A 13953-nucleotide genomic window follows, 5' to 3' on the forward strand; every position below is an offset into this window, starting at 1 on the left:
TGAACAATAGACCAAGAAAAAGGCTTGACTACCTAACACCAAATGAGTATCTTTTGAAAAAGTTCAACATTATGCGTTAGCGATTAGAAATCGCCAACTATTATCTTTCATTGCTTGACCGCCTGGAGCGCGGGGAGGGTGAAAATCGTTCGGTCGGTATTATTCTTTGTGCAACAAAAGATAATGTTGAAGTTGAACTTTCGCTCGATGGTATTGGCAAGCCAATTGGAGTTGCTGATTATCAATTGCTGTTGCCAAAGGAAGAACTGCAGAAAGTTCTGGCTGACGAAATCAAGTCTTTCAAAGAAGTTAAACATTTAACGCATTAAGACCTTAGTTTTTTTGATGGAGAGTAGATTCCCGGTAATCGTACCCACCACGCGATCTTAGCAATAAGAGCGGACCACGGTGGGTCTTTTTTATTTGCGCAGCTTCTTGACATTTTTCAATCATTAGTGTATATTTGTGCAGTAAACATCCGTAGTTATACGCTTGTCTACGGAAAGGAGAAGTGATGGCTAGTAGTATTCAAAAACAGTTGCAGTTCCTTATGTACAGCACACCTGACGAAGATGTCAAGGTGAACGCCTTGGTGAAGGATGAAACTATTTGGCTTACGCAAAAGGCCATGGGGGAACTGTTTGGCTGTTCTTCAGACAATGTTGGATTGCATCTGAAGAATGTGTATGAAGATGGGGAACTTTCGAAGGATTCAACTACCGAGGAAATCTCGGTAGTTCAGCAAGAAGGTGCGAGATCTGTCAAAAGAAAAATAGCGTTCTACAACCTCGATGCCATCATTTCTGTAGGTTATCGCATCAGTTCTGCTCGCGCAACGCAGTTCCGCATTTGGGCGACTGGCATTCTCAAGGAATACATCCGCAAGGGTTTTGTCTTGGATGATGAACGCCTGAAGCAGGGTGAAAACGCTTTTGGCGCAGACTATTTCCGTGAATTGCTGGAACGAGTGCGTTCGATCCGAGCAAGCGAACGCAGAATTTGGCAGCAGATTACCGATATTTTTGCTGAATGCAGTTTTGATTACAATAAGGATTCCGAGGTTACCCAGGAATTCTATGCGACTGTACAGAACAAGTTCCACTTTGCGATTACTGGGCAGACCGCTGCAGAAATTGTCGCTGCTAACGCCGATGCATCCAAGGAACATATGGGACTCCAGACATGGAAAAACTCACCTGACGGTCGCGTGTTGAAAAGCGATGTCGCTATAGCCAAGAACTATCTGACCGAAAAGGAGATCAGAAGGTTGGAACGTCTTGTGAGCGGCTTTTTTGATTATGTGGAAGATTTGATTGAAAGAGAAATCCCGTTTACCATGCAACAGTTTGCTGGTGCTGTAAATGAGTTCCTGGAGTTCCGTAAGTATCAGGTTCTCGAAGGTAAGGGAAAAATTTCTCACGAGCAGGCGGAACACAAGGCCTTTGCTGAATATGATGTATTCAACAAGACGCAAAAGATTGAATCGGACTTTGACAAACTCGTGAAAAAAACGAATAAAAGACTGCGATAAGAGCGGACCACGGTGGGTGTTTTCCCAATTGCCTCCCTTTAAATAAGTCTGAAGGAAAATTGTCGAAAAAGATTTTGCTCGTAAAAACTCATTAATTTCGGATGATTTTCACATTCCAGAAATACGATGGTACCGCCCACAAGGTTCTGGGCTTGTCTTATAGAGGCGATTGCATGTTCCAGAAGTTTACGGCCAGATATTCTTTTTTCCATTGGCAGGTTAATCAATAACTTTTCTTGCGTTATTGCTTAAAAAAGAACTTTTAAAAGTTACAGGCTTTATTGTGAGTGCGTAATAGCCAACGATTTCGTGCACATCATTCAAAACACAGTAAGTGACCGATTGTTTCTTTTTGGTGAATTCAATGGCATTCTTTTTTGCCTGTGCAAGGGGTGGGCATTGATGATTGCGGCGGGTCTTGATATTTTACGTATAAATTACAAAACGACCCTTGCCAGCGTTTTATAAATAGCTAACATTCTGCCTGACGTACGAAAAGTATCTCTATGACATCTGTGAAAAACAGGTGTTTTTTTTATCCAAAGGAGATACTATGCCCAGAGAGAACTTGGCTTTGAAAAAGTCTGACGACAAGTTGTTCGTCAAGGATTTAGGAACCATCGTTTCCACCGCTCGCGACATGAGTTTCCGTGCGGCGAACCTTATGCAGGTGGCGTGCAACTGGCTTATCGGCTGGCGCATTGTGGAGCAGGAGCAGCAGGGAAAGGCCCGCGCGGGTTACGGCAAGCATGTGATTCAGTTGGCGTCGGAGTCGCTGACCGAAAAATTCGGGAAGGGGTATTCGGAAACCGTTATTCGCAATTTCAGGAAATTTTACCTGATGTTTCCGAATTTGCAAGTCCTTCAGATTCTGCCGAACGAATTTGTGGAAGTGGTGGACCAAATTCAGCAACCAATGGTTGCTAAATTGAACGACGAGGGAAGTGCTATACTCCCTCAATTATCGTGGATGCATTATGAAAACTTAATGCGTGTCGCCGACGAAAAGGCTCGTCACTGGTATATGCAGGAAGCAGCCTCAGAGCAGTGGGATTACCGCACTTTGAAACGAAATATCGCCTCGCAGTATTATTATCGTTTGGTGCAGACTCCTAAGAACAAAAAAGCCGTTGTGGTTAGGGAAATGAAATCCCTTACAGCGGATTACCAAAAAGAAAAATCTCAGTTCATTAAAAATCCCATGATCGTGGAATTTCTTGGTTTGAATCAAGATGCTGCATTTACAGAGACAACACTTGAGAATGCCATTTTGAACCATCTGCAAAAATTCCTCATGGAAATGGGCAAGGGCTACGCGCTGGTAAGTCGCCAGCAGCATATTCATACAGAAGAAGACGACTATTATATAGATCTGGTGTTTTATAACTACATGCTCAAATGCTTTGTGCTTGTAGATCTCAAGACCCGCAAGGTTTGTTACGAAGATGTTGGGCAGATGGATATGTACTTGAAACTTTATGACACCCACAAGCGTTCCGAAGGTGACAACCCTACCATTGGCGTTATTCTTTGTTCCGAAACGAACGGGGATGTGGCGAAATTCTCCACATTGGCGACGAATAAAAGAATGTATGCCGCCAAGTACTTGACCTACATGCCGTCTAAAGAGGTCCTTGCCCGCGAAATAGAAATGCAAAAGGATATCTTTGAAAAATCGCAAAGATCCTAAAATAGAACTGATATGCCAAAGACGCCGAAATCAGCCTTCGGCTCTTAAGCGTTCCGGTGTTGCCAAGGCTGTCAATAGGAAAACTTTCGACTTGGATCAACTCACTGAAGAAAGCGAAGTTATTTCCGAAGATATTACCGAAAATTCCGACATAGCCTACGTAATAAAGTACGTGGGTGTGGTGTATACGAAAAATTGCGTTCTGAAATGCTATCCCAAGTATATCAACAATTGTTCCCTATTACGAGAATGGAATCTACACCAACTACCAAGAAGTTATAGAGACCAATGGTGAAGGCGAAATTGACTGGGACCGAACTATCAACGAGACTTTTGCATACCTCAAGGAAACGTTGATTCCTGATATTGTTTGCAAGGCTTCGGATAATACATTCTGTATTCTTGATGGGAAATACTATTTGAAGACTTATTGACGTTCTTAATACCAAATTCTACAACCATAAATAAAAAAAGACCAGGAAAAATCCTGGTCCTTTTGATTTAGAGCGGAAAAAGGGTCTCGAACCCTCGACATCGACCTTGGGAAGGTCGCGCTCTACCAACTGAGCTACTTCCGCGTTGTCTTGTAATGTAGTAATTTTCTATCATTGTGTCATCTCGTATTGGGGATTATTTATGTCAAATCGTATTGTTGTCGGCGTTTTTGCGGGTGTTTTGTTCGTTGTGGGTTCTGCTTTCGCAGAAAAGTCCATGTGGGACAAGTTTAAGGATTTCTTTAGCCCTACGGAGTCTTTTGACTGCCAGGGGCCCATTTGCGACGAGATTCATGGTCTGGAGTCCAAGATCAGCAAGGTGGAGGGGAAGTATTCCCGCGAACGCCGTCCGGCGAACAAGGAACGGTACAAGAAGGAGCTGGTGGCCCTGGGCGCCTCCCGCGATTCCCTGATTGCGGTGTACAAGAGCCAGCCTGCGGCAAGCCCGAGTTCGTCTGCGGCGATTCCGACGCAGCTTGCGGCACCTCCGAAATCATCGGCGGCAGTTTTGAGTTCTTCTTCTGCGGATCTGGCCTGCAGGGCCGATACGGTCTATGTGCGCGACACGGTGGTGGTCCACGATACCTTGTATGTGGTGGTGACGAACAAGCCTGCGGTACCTGTTGCAGAACCCAACCCTTAGGTTGTATATAAAGTATGCGTTATTCCACCGTCGTCCCCGCCAAATTTATTAGCCGTCCTAACCGGTTTATTGCCCATGTAGAGTTGGGTGGGGTCGATACGGTTGTCCATGTCAAGAACACGGGGCGTTGCAAGGAGCTTCTGGTTCCCGGTTGCACCGTTTATCTTGAGAAGTCGGAGAATCCGGCCCGCAAGACTCCCTACGACTTGATCGCTGTCGAAAAGGGGGACCTGCTGATCAATATGGATAGCCAGGCGCCCAACAAGGTGGCTGCCGAGTGGATCCGCGCCCACGGAGAGATTTTCCCGGGTATCACCTTGCTCCGGCCGGAATTTACTTATGGCAAGTCCCGTTTCGATTTTTATGTGGAGTTCAGCGGCCGAAAGATGTTCGTGGAGGTGAAGGGCTGCACCCTGGAATCCGGGGGCCACGCCAAGTTCCCCGACGCCCCTACGGAACGGGGGGTAAAGCACTTGACGGAGCTGGCGGATATTCTTCGCCATGGGCATCGTGCCGAAGATGGTACCCCTTACGAATGTGGCATCCTGTTCTTGATTCAGATGAAGGGTTGCCGCAAGTTTTCGCCTAACGTAGAGACTCACCCTCAATTTGGAATAGCCTTGAAGGCCGCCCGGGATGCCGGCGTCAAGATTTTTGTGTATGATTGTAAGGTAACGCCGGATACTCTCGTACACGACGCTCCTGTGCCACTGGAAATCTAGGAGGTTCACCATGAATCCGTTTATGAAAATCGCCATCGACGAGGCCCGCGTGGGTATCGAGCATAAGCATGGCGGCCCTTTCGGGGCTGTTGTTGTCAAGGATGGCAAGGTGGTGGGTGCCGGCCACAATCAGGTGCTCAAGAATGCCGACCCTACTTGCCATGGCGAGATGATGGCCATTCGCGACGCCTGCAAGAACCTTGGGACTTTCGACCTGACGGGTTGCGAGATTTATACCACGGGGTACCCTTGCCCTATGTGCATGGGGGCCATTCAGTGGTCTAACATGACCAAGTGCTATTATGCCTGCAACCTGGAAGATACCGAAAAGATCGGGTTCCGCGACGACCAATTCTACAATAATCCCCTGAAGCCCGAGGAGTGCGACCGCGCCGAGGGTCTGGTGCTTTACGAGGAATATGTCAAGAGTACGGATGTCCGTTACTAGGCTAAATTGGGGGCTTTTGTAGGCGGGGCGGTTTGACACCGCCTTTTTTTTTGACTATTGTTTTTTGATGCAATGAAAAAGTATGTTTTCTGTTTGGTTTTGTTGAGTTTCTGCCTTTCTGCGTTTGCAGAGAAGGTGGTGCGCGTGGGGTGTTTCGACTCCCGTTTTTGCCACAGGGATGAATTCGGGCGACTTTCCGGCTATGCGTATGAATTCCAGCGGGATATCGCCACTTACACGGGCTGGCGTTATGAGTATGTAGAGGATAGCTGGCCCAACTTGTTCCAGATGCTCAAGGAGGGCAAGATTGACCTTCTGTCGGATGTGTCCTTTACGGAGGACCGCACCCGCAGCATTCTTTTTTCGTCTTATGCCATGGGTGTAGAAAAGTACCTGCTTTATGCACCCCTGGCGGCGGGGGCCTCCTTTGCCGATGTAAGGAATCTTGAGGGCAAGATTGTGGGGGTCAACAAGGGGAGCGTGCAGGTCGGGATTTTCAAGAAGTGGGAATCCCAGATGGGAATCAAGGCAAAGATTGTGGAACTGGTCGACGACGAGTCGGTGCAGGCGGCCATGCTCAATAGCGGCAAGCTGGATGCCATTGTCAGTGGCGATGCCTATGAGACGGTTGAGCAGATGGTACCTCAGACGGAAATTGGTTCATCTGATATTTTCTTTGGCGTCAACAAGAAACGCCCTGACCTTTTAGAAGAACTGAACCGTGCCATGGCGGCGGTGTTCAGGACCAACGGCTATTACACCCAGGATCTTTACAAGAAGTATGTTGACAATCTCAGGAACAACAAGTTCCTGGACGCAAACGAGCTGGAATGGCTCAAGAAGCGTAGGACCATCAAGGTGGGCTACCGCGACAACTACATGGCCTTTTGCGCCAAGGATGAAAAGACGGGGGAGCTTAAGGGGGCGCTCAGCGATTATCTGAAGATGATGTCTTCGGTGTTCAAGAATGCCTCTATAAAGTTCGAACCGGTGGCTTTTGTTTCGACCCAGGCTTCGCTGGATGCCTTGAAGCGCGGCGACGTGGATTGCGTGTTCCCCATCAACCTGGATCCGTACGATTCCGAAAAGGCGGGGGTCCTTTCTACGAAGTCTTTTGCCGGTACCGACATGTATGCGATTGTCCACAAGGATAACTACAAGAATTTCTCTGTGGTGAACGAGAATGTGGTGGCGGTCAACAAGGATAATCCCAATTACGAAAGTTTCTTGCAGGTACACTTCCCCAAGTGGAAGCCGGTCATTGTGGCGACTACTGACGATGCCTTGAGGTATGTTTCCCAGAAGAAGGCCACGACGCTTCTGGTCAGCAACTTCCGCATCAAGCATTTTGAGCGCAAGCTGGACGAACTCAACTTGTTCGGGATCGCCACCAGCCATATCATGAAGCTTTCTTTTGCGGTTAGGAACGACGACCTGATCCTCTACTCTATTTTGAACCGCTGCATTTCGCTGATTCCCAGGGAGGAACTGGATGCGGCCCTTACCAGCAGCGCCCTGCAGGATTACAATACTTCGTTCCTCGACGTGATCAAGCAGAACTATCTGACTTTCATGATTGTGGGTGGTTCTGTTCTGTTTGTGATCGTGGTTCTTTTGGTTCGTACTTTCAGGTCTGAGATGAAGTACAAGAAGGCTAACCGTCAGCTAGAAAGTAGTTATGACCATCTGAAGATTGCGTTGGCCGCAGCCCAGGAAGCAAGCCGCGCGAAGACCACCTTCTTGAACAGCATGAGCCATGATATCCGTACGCCCATGAACGGCATTATCGGTATGACGGCCATTGCGACGGCCCACCTGGATGACCCTGAAAAGCTGAAGGATTGCCTCAAGAAGATTTCGGGGGCCAGCGACCACCTGCTTTCGCTGATCAACGACGTGCTGGATGTTTCTCGAATCGAGTCGGGCAGAACCACCTTGAACAGGGAAGAATTCGCCATCGACAAGATGTTCATCGACATTACCAATATGGCCCAGTCCCTGGCTAGCCAGAAGCATCACAACTTCGTGGTGGACTACAGCGGCCTGCGGAACATGAATGCCGTGGGCGATCCCCTTCGCCTGCGCCAGGTGATTCTGAATATTCTTTCTAATGCAATCAAGTATACACCCGAGGGCGGAACCATCAAGGCCACGCTTTCGGAACTCCCGTCTTCGACGATCGGCTTTGCAGATTACTTGTTTGTCTGTGAAGACAACGGCCTGGGCATGGATCCGAAGTATCTGGAAAAGATTTTCGAACCTTTCTCCCGCGACGAGCTCGACGAAAACAAGAGGGCTATCCAGGGGACCGGCCTGGGGATGTCTATTGCCCGAAGCCTTGCCCGCATGATGGATGGCGATATCAGGGTCGATAGCGTTCTGGGCAAGGGCTCCAGGATTGAAGTTCCCTTCAAGCTGATGGTCGGAAAGGAACAGTCCACCGGCTCTGTCGACGACGTTTCGCTGGATCAGCTCCTGCAGAAGGATTTCTCGGACAAGCGAATTCTTATTGTAGAAGACAACGAACTGAACATGGAAATCGCCAAGGAATTCTTTGCGACGACGAAGATCAACTTCGAGACCGCCTGGAACGGCAAGGAAGCCTTCTCGATGTACGAGGAGCACGACGCGGGATATTACGACATGATCTTCATGGATATCCAGATGCCTATGATGGATGGACATCAGGCCACACGCGCTATCCGTAGTTCCGGAAAGCCTGATGCGACCACGATTCCTATTGTGGCCATGAGTGCCAATGCCTTTACCGAAGATATGGAAACTTCCAAGCGTTCGGGCATGAACGACCATATTGCAAAGCCCATCAACGTGTCCAGGTTGGTGATGCTGATGGAAAAGTACCTACGATAAAACCCCGATTTTCTCGGGGCTTTAGGTTTAAGCTTTTTAGGGCTGCGGCTCTAGGGGTTGTTGCTCTAGGGGTTGTTGCGGAAATCTTCGATGAGGCAACAGCTGATGCTTACGTCTGTCTCGTAAGGGGGGATGTCTTCTCTCTTGACCCACATGGCTTCTGAAAGTTCTTCGGCCTGCATGTGGATGGTATCGTCGCCATCTAGTTCTGCGGTCCAGCCGGCGATCAGCGAATCGCTGAAGGGCCAGGGCTGACTTCCAAAGTACTTCAGGTTCTTGATTTTGACGCCGGCCTCTTCCATGACTTCGCGGTGGGCGGCCTGCTCCAGGGATTCGCCGATTTCTACAAAGCCAGAGATCAGGAACAGTCTGGGGTTGGGATTGTCGATGTTGTGGGCCATCAACAGCTTGTCGCCGTTACGGACCGCAACGATAACCACCGGCGAGATTCGCGGGTAAACCGTGTTGCCGCACTTGGGGCAGATAATGCTGCGTTCCCTGTCGCCGCGGATGGTGACGTTGCCGCACTTGCCGCAGAACTTGTTCAGGGATTCCCAGTGGGCGATGTGGGCTGCCGTGGCGCCACCCATGCGTTCCAGGGGGCTCATGGTTCTAAAGCTGCGGTTGCCCATGAACTCGAAGCCTTCGGGGGCTTCGTAGTCTTCGGCCACCTGCTGCGTAAAGTAGGCGCGACCGTCGATGTTCAGCAGGTAATGTCCCTCGAAATCGGGAATCTCGCTGACGGTGGGAATGGCGTAGCCCGAGGCGGTCTTTTTCAGAAGGCTCTTGCTTCCGTTATAAAGTATGCAGTAATCGTCTGCTTTCGGATCCTGGATCTTAAACTGGTTGTCGAGAACGTGGGGGGCGATTTCGTGGATCATTCTAGTATTTACCGATAATCTGATTGCGTCCGTTAGACTTTGCCGTGTAGAGTCGTTCGTCTACGACGGTCAGTATCTTGTCGTAGTTGGTAAAGTTCGGGTTATAGCAGTCGATAAAGCCGCCGCTGATGTTGATGCTTACGTTGGGCTGGTCTTCGAACTTTATGGCCGATACCCTCTTGCGGAAATCTTCGGCCTTGGCCATGGCGCTGGTGTAGTTGTCTTCGCAAATCAGCAAGATGAATTCTTCGCCGCCGTAGCGCACTGCCATTTCGCCTTCTCTGTTGCAAATGTTCTTGGCCAGCTGGCCGATGCTTTCGAGAACCTGGTCGCCGAACAGGTGGCCGTAAGTGTCATTGATCTGCTTGAAGTAATCGATGTCGAACATGAGCAGATAATATCCGGCAGGGCTAGAGAGCACCTGGTTGCGGATGCGCTCGATAAAGATGCGTCGGTTGTAAAGCCCGGTAAGGGGGTCGTGGGTCGAAAGGTAATCCAGCTTGGCGATGACTTCGTCTTTCTTCTGGCGTTCCAGGTGGTACGCCTTCAGCAGGTAAGACACCGTGGTAAAAATCAGCAGGGCCATGAAAACGAAGGAGACCACCTGATCCAGGATGGTGTCGAAGGGTTCCAGGGGCGGCGAAAGTTCAGGATTGTACCAGTCGTAGAACAGTATGGACGTGTAGAGAATCAGGGAATAAATGGCCATGATTACACGGGTCCTGAAATTTGAAATCAGCGACGTGATCAGCAGACTGGTAATACAGTAAAAGGGCATGCCGCTGTTCAGGCCGCCGCAGATAAAGAACATGGGCGGCAGAATCAGGGTGTTCAGGGCGAAGCACATGGCCGAATAGCAGGCCTGGTGTTTCTTGGTCATCTGGGCCACGATGGCCAGGATCACGAAGTAGAAGGTGATGAAGGCTGTGTAGATGGCGGCGACTTTACCCAGGTCTTCCATGGCCGTAAAGATGGCTGAAGCGATGGAGGCCATAAAACAAAAAAACAGCACGCCCCAGAAGGTCACGCTTTCGAATGTCTCGTGGATAAAAGTCTTTTTGATGAACTGAAGCATCTACCCAAATATAAAAGTTTGGGCCCCGAAAAAAAAGAAAGCCTCGTCACAAGACGGGGCTTCTTATAGTCTAACGTGGAACTATTTAACGGTTCACTATTCCAGGTAGGTGTAGCCGTAAAGGCCGGAACGGTAGATGTTCAGGAATTCCTTGCCTTCCTTCACAGAGATCTTGCCTTCCTTCACGGAACCGGTCACCCAGTTTTCCATGGTCTTCACCAGGGCCTTGTCGCTGAAGTTCACGTAGTCCAGCACATCTTCAACAGATTCGCCGTCGATGATCTTGTCGATCTCGTAGCCGCCCTTGTTGTCGCAGACAATGTGGACGGCGTTGGTGTCGCCGAAGAGGTTGTGCATGTCGCCGAGAATTTCCTGGTAGGCACCGACGAGGTAAACGGCGATGTAATAGGGATCGTCCTTCTTCAGCTTATGCAGGGGAAGAGTGCGGGCCACGTCACCACCGCGAACGAACATGCCGATCTTACCATCAGAGTCGCAAGTCACGTCCTGGATGGTGGTTTCGACAGTAGGTTCTTCGTTCAGGCGCTGGATGGGCATCACCGGGAAAATCTGGTCGATAGCCCAGCTGTCGGGCAGGCTCTGGAACAAGCTGAAGTTGCCGAAGTACTTTTCGGCCAGCAGGCGGGGGAGTTCTGCCAGTTCGTACGGAGCATGGCGCAGTTCGCTTGCGATCTGGTTCACTTCGCGGGCGATGCTCCAGAACAGTCGTTCGCTCATGGCGCGGGTAGGCAAGTCGTAGTCGCCCACCTTGAAGCCGTTCAGAACGTCATCGTTCAGCTGCATGGCGTCGTGCCAGCTTTCCAGCAGGTTCTTGGGAGTAAGACCCTTATAGATGCTGTACAGGTCCTTCAGTGCGTCGGGAGCGTCGTCACCGATTTCATGTTCTTCTTCGTTGAAGAAGGCCTGACCTGCAGTTTCCAGAATGTTGAACACCAGAATGGAGTGGTGTGCTGTAAGGGCTCGGCCAGATTCTGCAATCACGTTGGGGTGAGGCAGCTTTGCTTCCTGGCAGGCTTCGTACAGGGCGTACACCACGTCGTTGGCGTATTCCTGGATGGAGTAGTTCACGGAGCTGGCGTTGGAACTGCGAGTGCCATCGTAGTCTACGCCGAGACCGCCACCAACGTCCACGAATTCAAGGCCCATACCCATCTTGCGAATCTGCACGTAGAACTGGGAGACTTCACGCAGGCCGCTCTTGATGTGGCGAATGTTGGTAATCTGGCTACCCAGGTGGAAATGGATCAGCTTCAGGCAGTCTTCCATTCCTTCTTCCTTGATGTAGTCCAAGGCTTCCAGGAGTTCAGAACTGTTGAGACCAAACTTGCTGTGGTAACCACCGGATTCTTCCCACTTGCCGCTGCCGGAGCTTGCCAGCTTGATGCGGACACCGATGTTGGGGCGGATGCCGATGCGACGGGACAGTTCCACCACCAGGTGGAGCTCGTTCATCTTTTCGACCACGATAAAGATCTTCTTGCCCATCTTCTGCGCAAGGAGAGCCAGTTCGATAAAGTCTTCGTCCTTGTAACCGTTACAGATAATCAGTGCGTCCGGATTATCCATATTGGCAAGCACGGCGTGGAGTTCTGGCTTGGAACCTGCTTCAAGACCGATGTTGTACTTCTTGCCATGACGAACAACTTCTTCCAGCACGGCGCGCTGCTGGTTCACCTTGATGGGGAACATGCCGTAGTAGGTGCCTTCGAAGCCGTATTCCTTGCGGGCGTTGTTGAAGCATTCGTTCAGCTTTTCGATACGGCTGTCCAGAATGTCGGGGAAACGCAGGAGCATGGGAGTGGAAACGTCACGGATGGACAGTTCCTGTACCAGCTCGTAAAGGTCAATTTCGCAGCCCTTGTCCTTCATGGGAGAAACAGTTGCGTGGCCCTTGTCGTTGATGTCAAAATAGTTGACGCCCCAACCGCGAACGTTGTACAAATCGCGTGAGTCGTCGATACGCCATTTCTTCATGATCAAAATCCTTTGGATTTTGAGGTTTGAGGTTTGAGGTCGTTCGCTTCGCTCTCTTTGAGGTCGGGAGCTTCGCTCCCTTTCAGTTAGATAATCGCGCCTTTGGCGCCTAATTATACCTCATACCTGAGAGCGGGCGTCGCCCGCGTCCTCATACCTCATACCTAATCAACGAGAACCGGGTTGAAGTCTTCCTGCCAGGGGAGGCCGTACTTGTTCAGTGCGTCCATGTACGGATCCGGATCGAATTCTTCAACAGTATGAACACCCGGGGTAGTCCACTTGCCGGTGAGCATCATGAGTGCGCCGCACATAGCGGGAACGCCGGTGGTGTAGGCGATTGCCTGGCTGCCCAGTTCCTTGTAGCATTCCTGGTGGTCGCAAACGTTGAACAGGTAGTAAGTCTTGGGCTTGCCGTCCTTGGTGCCCTTGAAAATACAGCCGATGTTGGTCTTGCCCACAGTGCGGGGGCCGAGGCTTGCCGGATCCGGAAGGAGTGCCTTCAGGAACTGGATAGGAACGATTTCCTGACCGTTGAACATGATAGGATCGGTACGCAGCATGCCCACGTCTTCCAGGCAGCGCATGTGGTCCAGGTAGCTCTGGCCGAAAGTCATGAAGAAGCGGATGCGCTTCACGCCCGGAATGTTCTTTGCCAGAGATTCAATTTCTTCGTGGTGCAGGAGGTACATGTCCTTCTGGCCCACTTCCTTGAAGTTGTATTCGCGCTTGATGCTCATGGCCGGAATTTCAACCCAGTGGCCCTTGCCGTTAGCGTCGGTGTCCCAGTAGCTGCCCGGAGCGGAAACTTCGCGGAGGTTGATTTCCGGGTTGAAGTTGGTGGCGAACTTGTAGCCGTGATCACCGCCGTTGCAATCCAGGATATCGATTTCTTCGATAGTGTCGAACTGGTGCTTCAGGGCGTAGGCGCAGTAAGCCTGGGTAACACCCGGGTCAAAGCCAGAACCGAGAAGTGCGGTAAGGCCCTTTTCTTCAAACTTCTTGGCGTATGCCCACTGCCAGCTGTAATCGAAGTAGGCGCTGAAGCCTGCTTCCTTGCAGCGCTTGTCGTAAACCTTGCGCCATTCCGGATCGTCGATGTTTTCCGGTTCGTAGTTGGCGGTATCCATGTAGTTTACGCCGCATTCAAGACATGCGTCCATGATGGCAAGATCCTGGTAGGGGAGTGCGATGTTCATCACCAGATCAGGCTTGTATTCCTTGATCAGCTTCACCACGTTTTCGGCCTTGTCGGCGTCAACGGCAGCGGTGGTAATCACCGTCTTGGAGTTCGGACGAATCTGTTCGGCCAGCTTTTCGCAGTTTTCGCGATGGCGGCTTGCAATGCAGATTTCAGAGAAAACTTCGCTGACGGTGCAGCACTTCTTGATAGCGACGGTGGCAACGGCGCCACAACCGATAATCAGAGCTCTTGCCATTTTTTTGTTTTTCCTTTTTGAAAAAATGAACGTGCAGGGGCGGCGACCCCTGAAGAAAAATAAGTGCTAGTAAATATAGAAAGCGGGGGAGGAGTCTTTAGAAATGGGAGTAAAGATGGGGTAAAAATTGCCTGAATTTAGGAGATGAAATTACTGGTTTTAAA

At 50.2% G+C, this 13953-nt stretch carries 10 protein-coding genes, 1 tRNA gene and 1 pseudogene; 7 read left to right on the top strand and 5 right to left on the bottom strand.

All coding sequences use genetic code 11. The annotated features are described in order from the left end of the window. Nucleotides 1-95: 95 nt before the first annotated feature. From BUB73_RS11695 to BUB73_RS11705, 3 genes and pseudogenes are all read left to right on the top strand, one after another. A pseudogene (locus BUB73_RS11695) lies at nt 96-329 on the top strand (PDDEXK nuclease domain-containing protein); the annotation flags it as partial. A gap of 185 nt (nt 330-514) precedes the next feature. After that, a complete protein-coding gene (locus tag BUB73_RS11700) occupies nt 515-1531 on the top strand; it encodes a virulence RhuM family protein (RefSeq protein ID WP_073286085.1) in 1017 nt (338 codons plus the stop codon). Nucleotides 1532-2084: 553 nt separating this feature from the next. After that, complete coding sequence (locus BUB73_RS11705) at nt 2085-3221, top strand: PDDEXK nuclease domain-containing protein (protein ID WP_073286088.1); 1137 nt, start codon at nt 2085-2087, stop codon at nt 3219-3221. Between the two features lie 505 nt (nt 3222-3726). On the opposite strand, the gene BUB73_RS11710 is transcribed toward BUB73_RS11705, so the two are convergent. Then, a tRNA-Gly gene (locus BUB73_RS11710) sits at nt 3727-3799 on the bottom strand. Nucleotides 3800-3857: 58 nt separating this feature from the next. Between BUB73_RS11710 and BUB73_RS11715 the strand changes: the two genes are divergently transcribed. The 4 genes from BUB73_RS11715 to BUB73_RS11730 all read left to right on the top strand — a co-directional run bounded on the left by BUB73_RS11715 (nt 3858) and on the right by BUB73_RS11730 (nt 8399). Then, nucleotides 3858-4358, top strand: a complete 501-nt coding sequence (locus tag BUB73_RS11715) for a hypothetical protein (protein ID WP_073237287.1) — start codon at nt 3858-3860, stop codon at nt 4356-4358. A 14-nt stretch (nt 4359-4372) separates the two neighbouring features. Then, nucleotides 4373-5080: a DNA/RNA nuclease SfsA gene (gene sfsA / locus BUB73_RS11720; RefSeq protein ID WP_073286091.1), complete on the top strand. Its 708-nt coding sequence runs from the start codon at nt 4373-4375 to the stop codon at nt 5078-5080. A gap of 10 nt (nt 5081-5090) precedes the next feature. After that, nucleotides 5091-5528: a nucleoside deaminase gene (locus tag BUB73_RS11725; RefSeq protein ID WP_073159491.1), complete on the top strand. Its 438-nt coding sequence runs from the start codon at nt 5091-5093 to the stop codon at nt 5526-5528. A 72-nt stretch (nt 5529-5600) separates the two neighbouring features. After that, nucleotides 5601-8399: an ATP-binding protein gene (locus BUB73_RS11730; protein ID WP_073286094.1), complete on the top strand. Its 2799-nt coding sequence runs from the start codon at nt 5601-5603 to the stop codon at nt 8397-8399. Nucleotides 8400-8464: 65 nt separating this feature from the next. Here BUB73_RS11730 and nudC read toward each other — a convergent pair whose 3' ends face one another. The 4 genes from nudC to BUB73_RS11750 form a co-directional block, all read right to left on the bottom strand. Next, nucleotides 8465-9280, bottom strand: coding sequence for an NAD(+) diphosphatase (gene nudC, locus BUB73_RS11735; protein WP_073159495.1), 816 nt, complete (start codon nt 9278-9280; stop codon nt 8465-8467). Nucleotide 9281: 1 nt separating this feature from the next. Next, on the bottom strand, nt 9282-10355 hold the full coding sequence (locus tag BUB73_RS11740; RefSeq protein ID WP_073286096.1) for a GGDEF domain-containing protein: 1074 nt from the start codon (nt 10353-10355) through the stop codon (nt 9282-9284). 96 nt (nt 10356-10451) lie between these two features. Next, nucleotides 10452-12350, bottom strand: a complete 1899-nt coding sequence (gene speA, locus BUB73_RS11745) for a biosynthetic arginine decarboxylase (protein WP_073159499.1) — start codon at nt 12348-12350, stop codon at nt 10452-10454. A gap of 164 nt (nt 12351-12514) precedes the next feature. Further along, complete coding sequence (locus BUB73_RS11750; RefSeq protein ID WP_073159501.1) at nt 12515-13789, bottom strand: saccharopine dehydrogenase family protein; 1275 nt, start codon at nt 13787-13789, stop codon at nt 12515-12517. Between the last annotated feature and the right edge of the window lie 164 nt (nt 13790-13953).

The sequence above is a fragment of the Fibrobacter sp. UWH6 genome, from assembly GCF_900142465.1.
Taxonomy (GTDB): Bacteria; Fibrobacterota; Fibrobacteria; order Fibrobacterales; family Fibrobacteraceae; genus Fibrobacter.

Bases quoted from the DNA above. Each gene is read 5' to 3' on its own strand.
- BUB73_RS11750 (WP_073159501.1), bottom strand. From the start codon at position 13,789: ATGGCAAGAGCTCTGATTATCGGTTGTGGCGCCGTTGCCACCGTCGCT.
- sfsA (WP_073286091.1), top strand. From the start codon at position 4,373: ATGCGTTATTCCACCGTCGTCCCCGCCAAATTTATTAGCCGTCCTAAC.
- BUB73_RS11730 (WP_073286094.1), top strand. From the start codon at position 5,601: ATGAAAAAGTATGTTTTCTGTTTGGTTTTGTTGAGTTTCTGCCTTTCT.
- BUB73_RS11715 (WP_073237287.1), top strand. From the start codon at position 3,858: ATGTCAAATCGTATTGTTGTCGGCGTTTTTGCGGGTGTTTTGTTCGTT.
- BUB73_RS11700 (WP_073286085.1), top strand. From the start codon at position 515: ATGGCTAGTAGTATTCAAAAACAGTTGCAGTTCCTTATGTACAGCACA.
- BUB73_RS11740 (WP_073286096.1), bottom strand. From the start codon at position 10,355: ATGCTTCAGTTCATCAAAAAGACTTTTATCCACGAGACATTCGAAAGC.
- BUB73_RS11705 (WP_073286088.1), top strand. From the start codon at position 2,085: ATGCCCAGAGAGAACTTGGCTTTGAAAAAGTCTGACGACAAGTTGTTC.
- nudC (WP_073159495.1), bottom strand. From the start codon at position 9,280: ATGATCCACGAAATCGCCCCCCACGTTCTCGACAACCAGTTTAAGATC.
- BUB73_RS11725 (WP_073159491.1), top strand. From the start codon at position 5,091: ATGAATCCGTTTATGAAAATCGCCATCGACGAGGCCCGCGTGGGTATC.
- speA (WP_073159499.1), bottom strand. From the start codon at position 12,350: ATGAAGAAATGGCGTATCGACGACTCACGCGATTTGTACAACGTTCGC.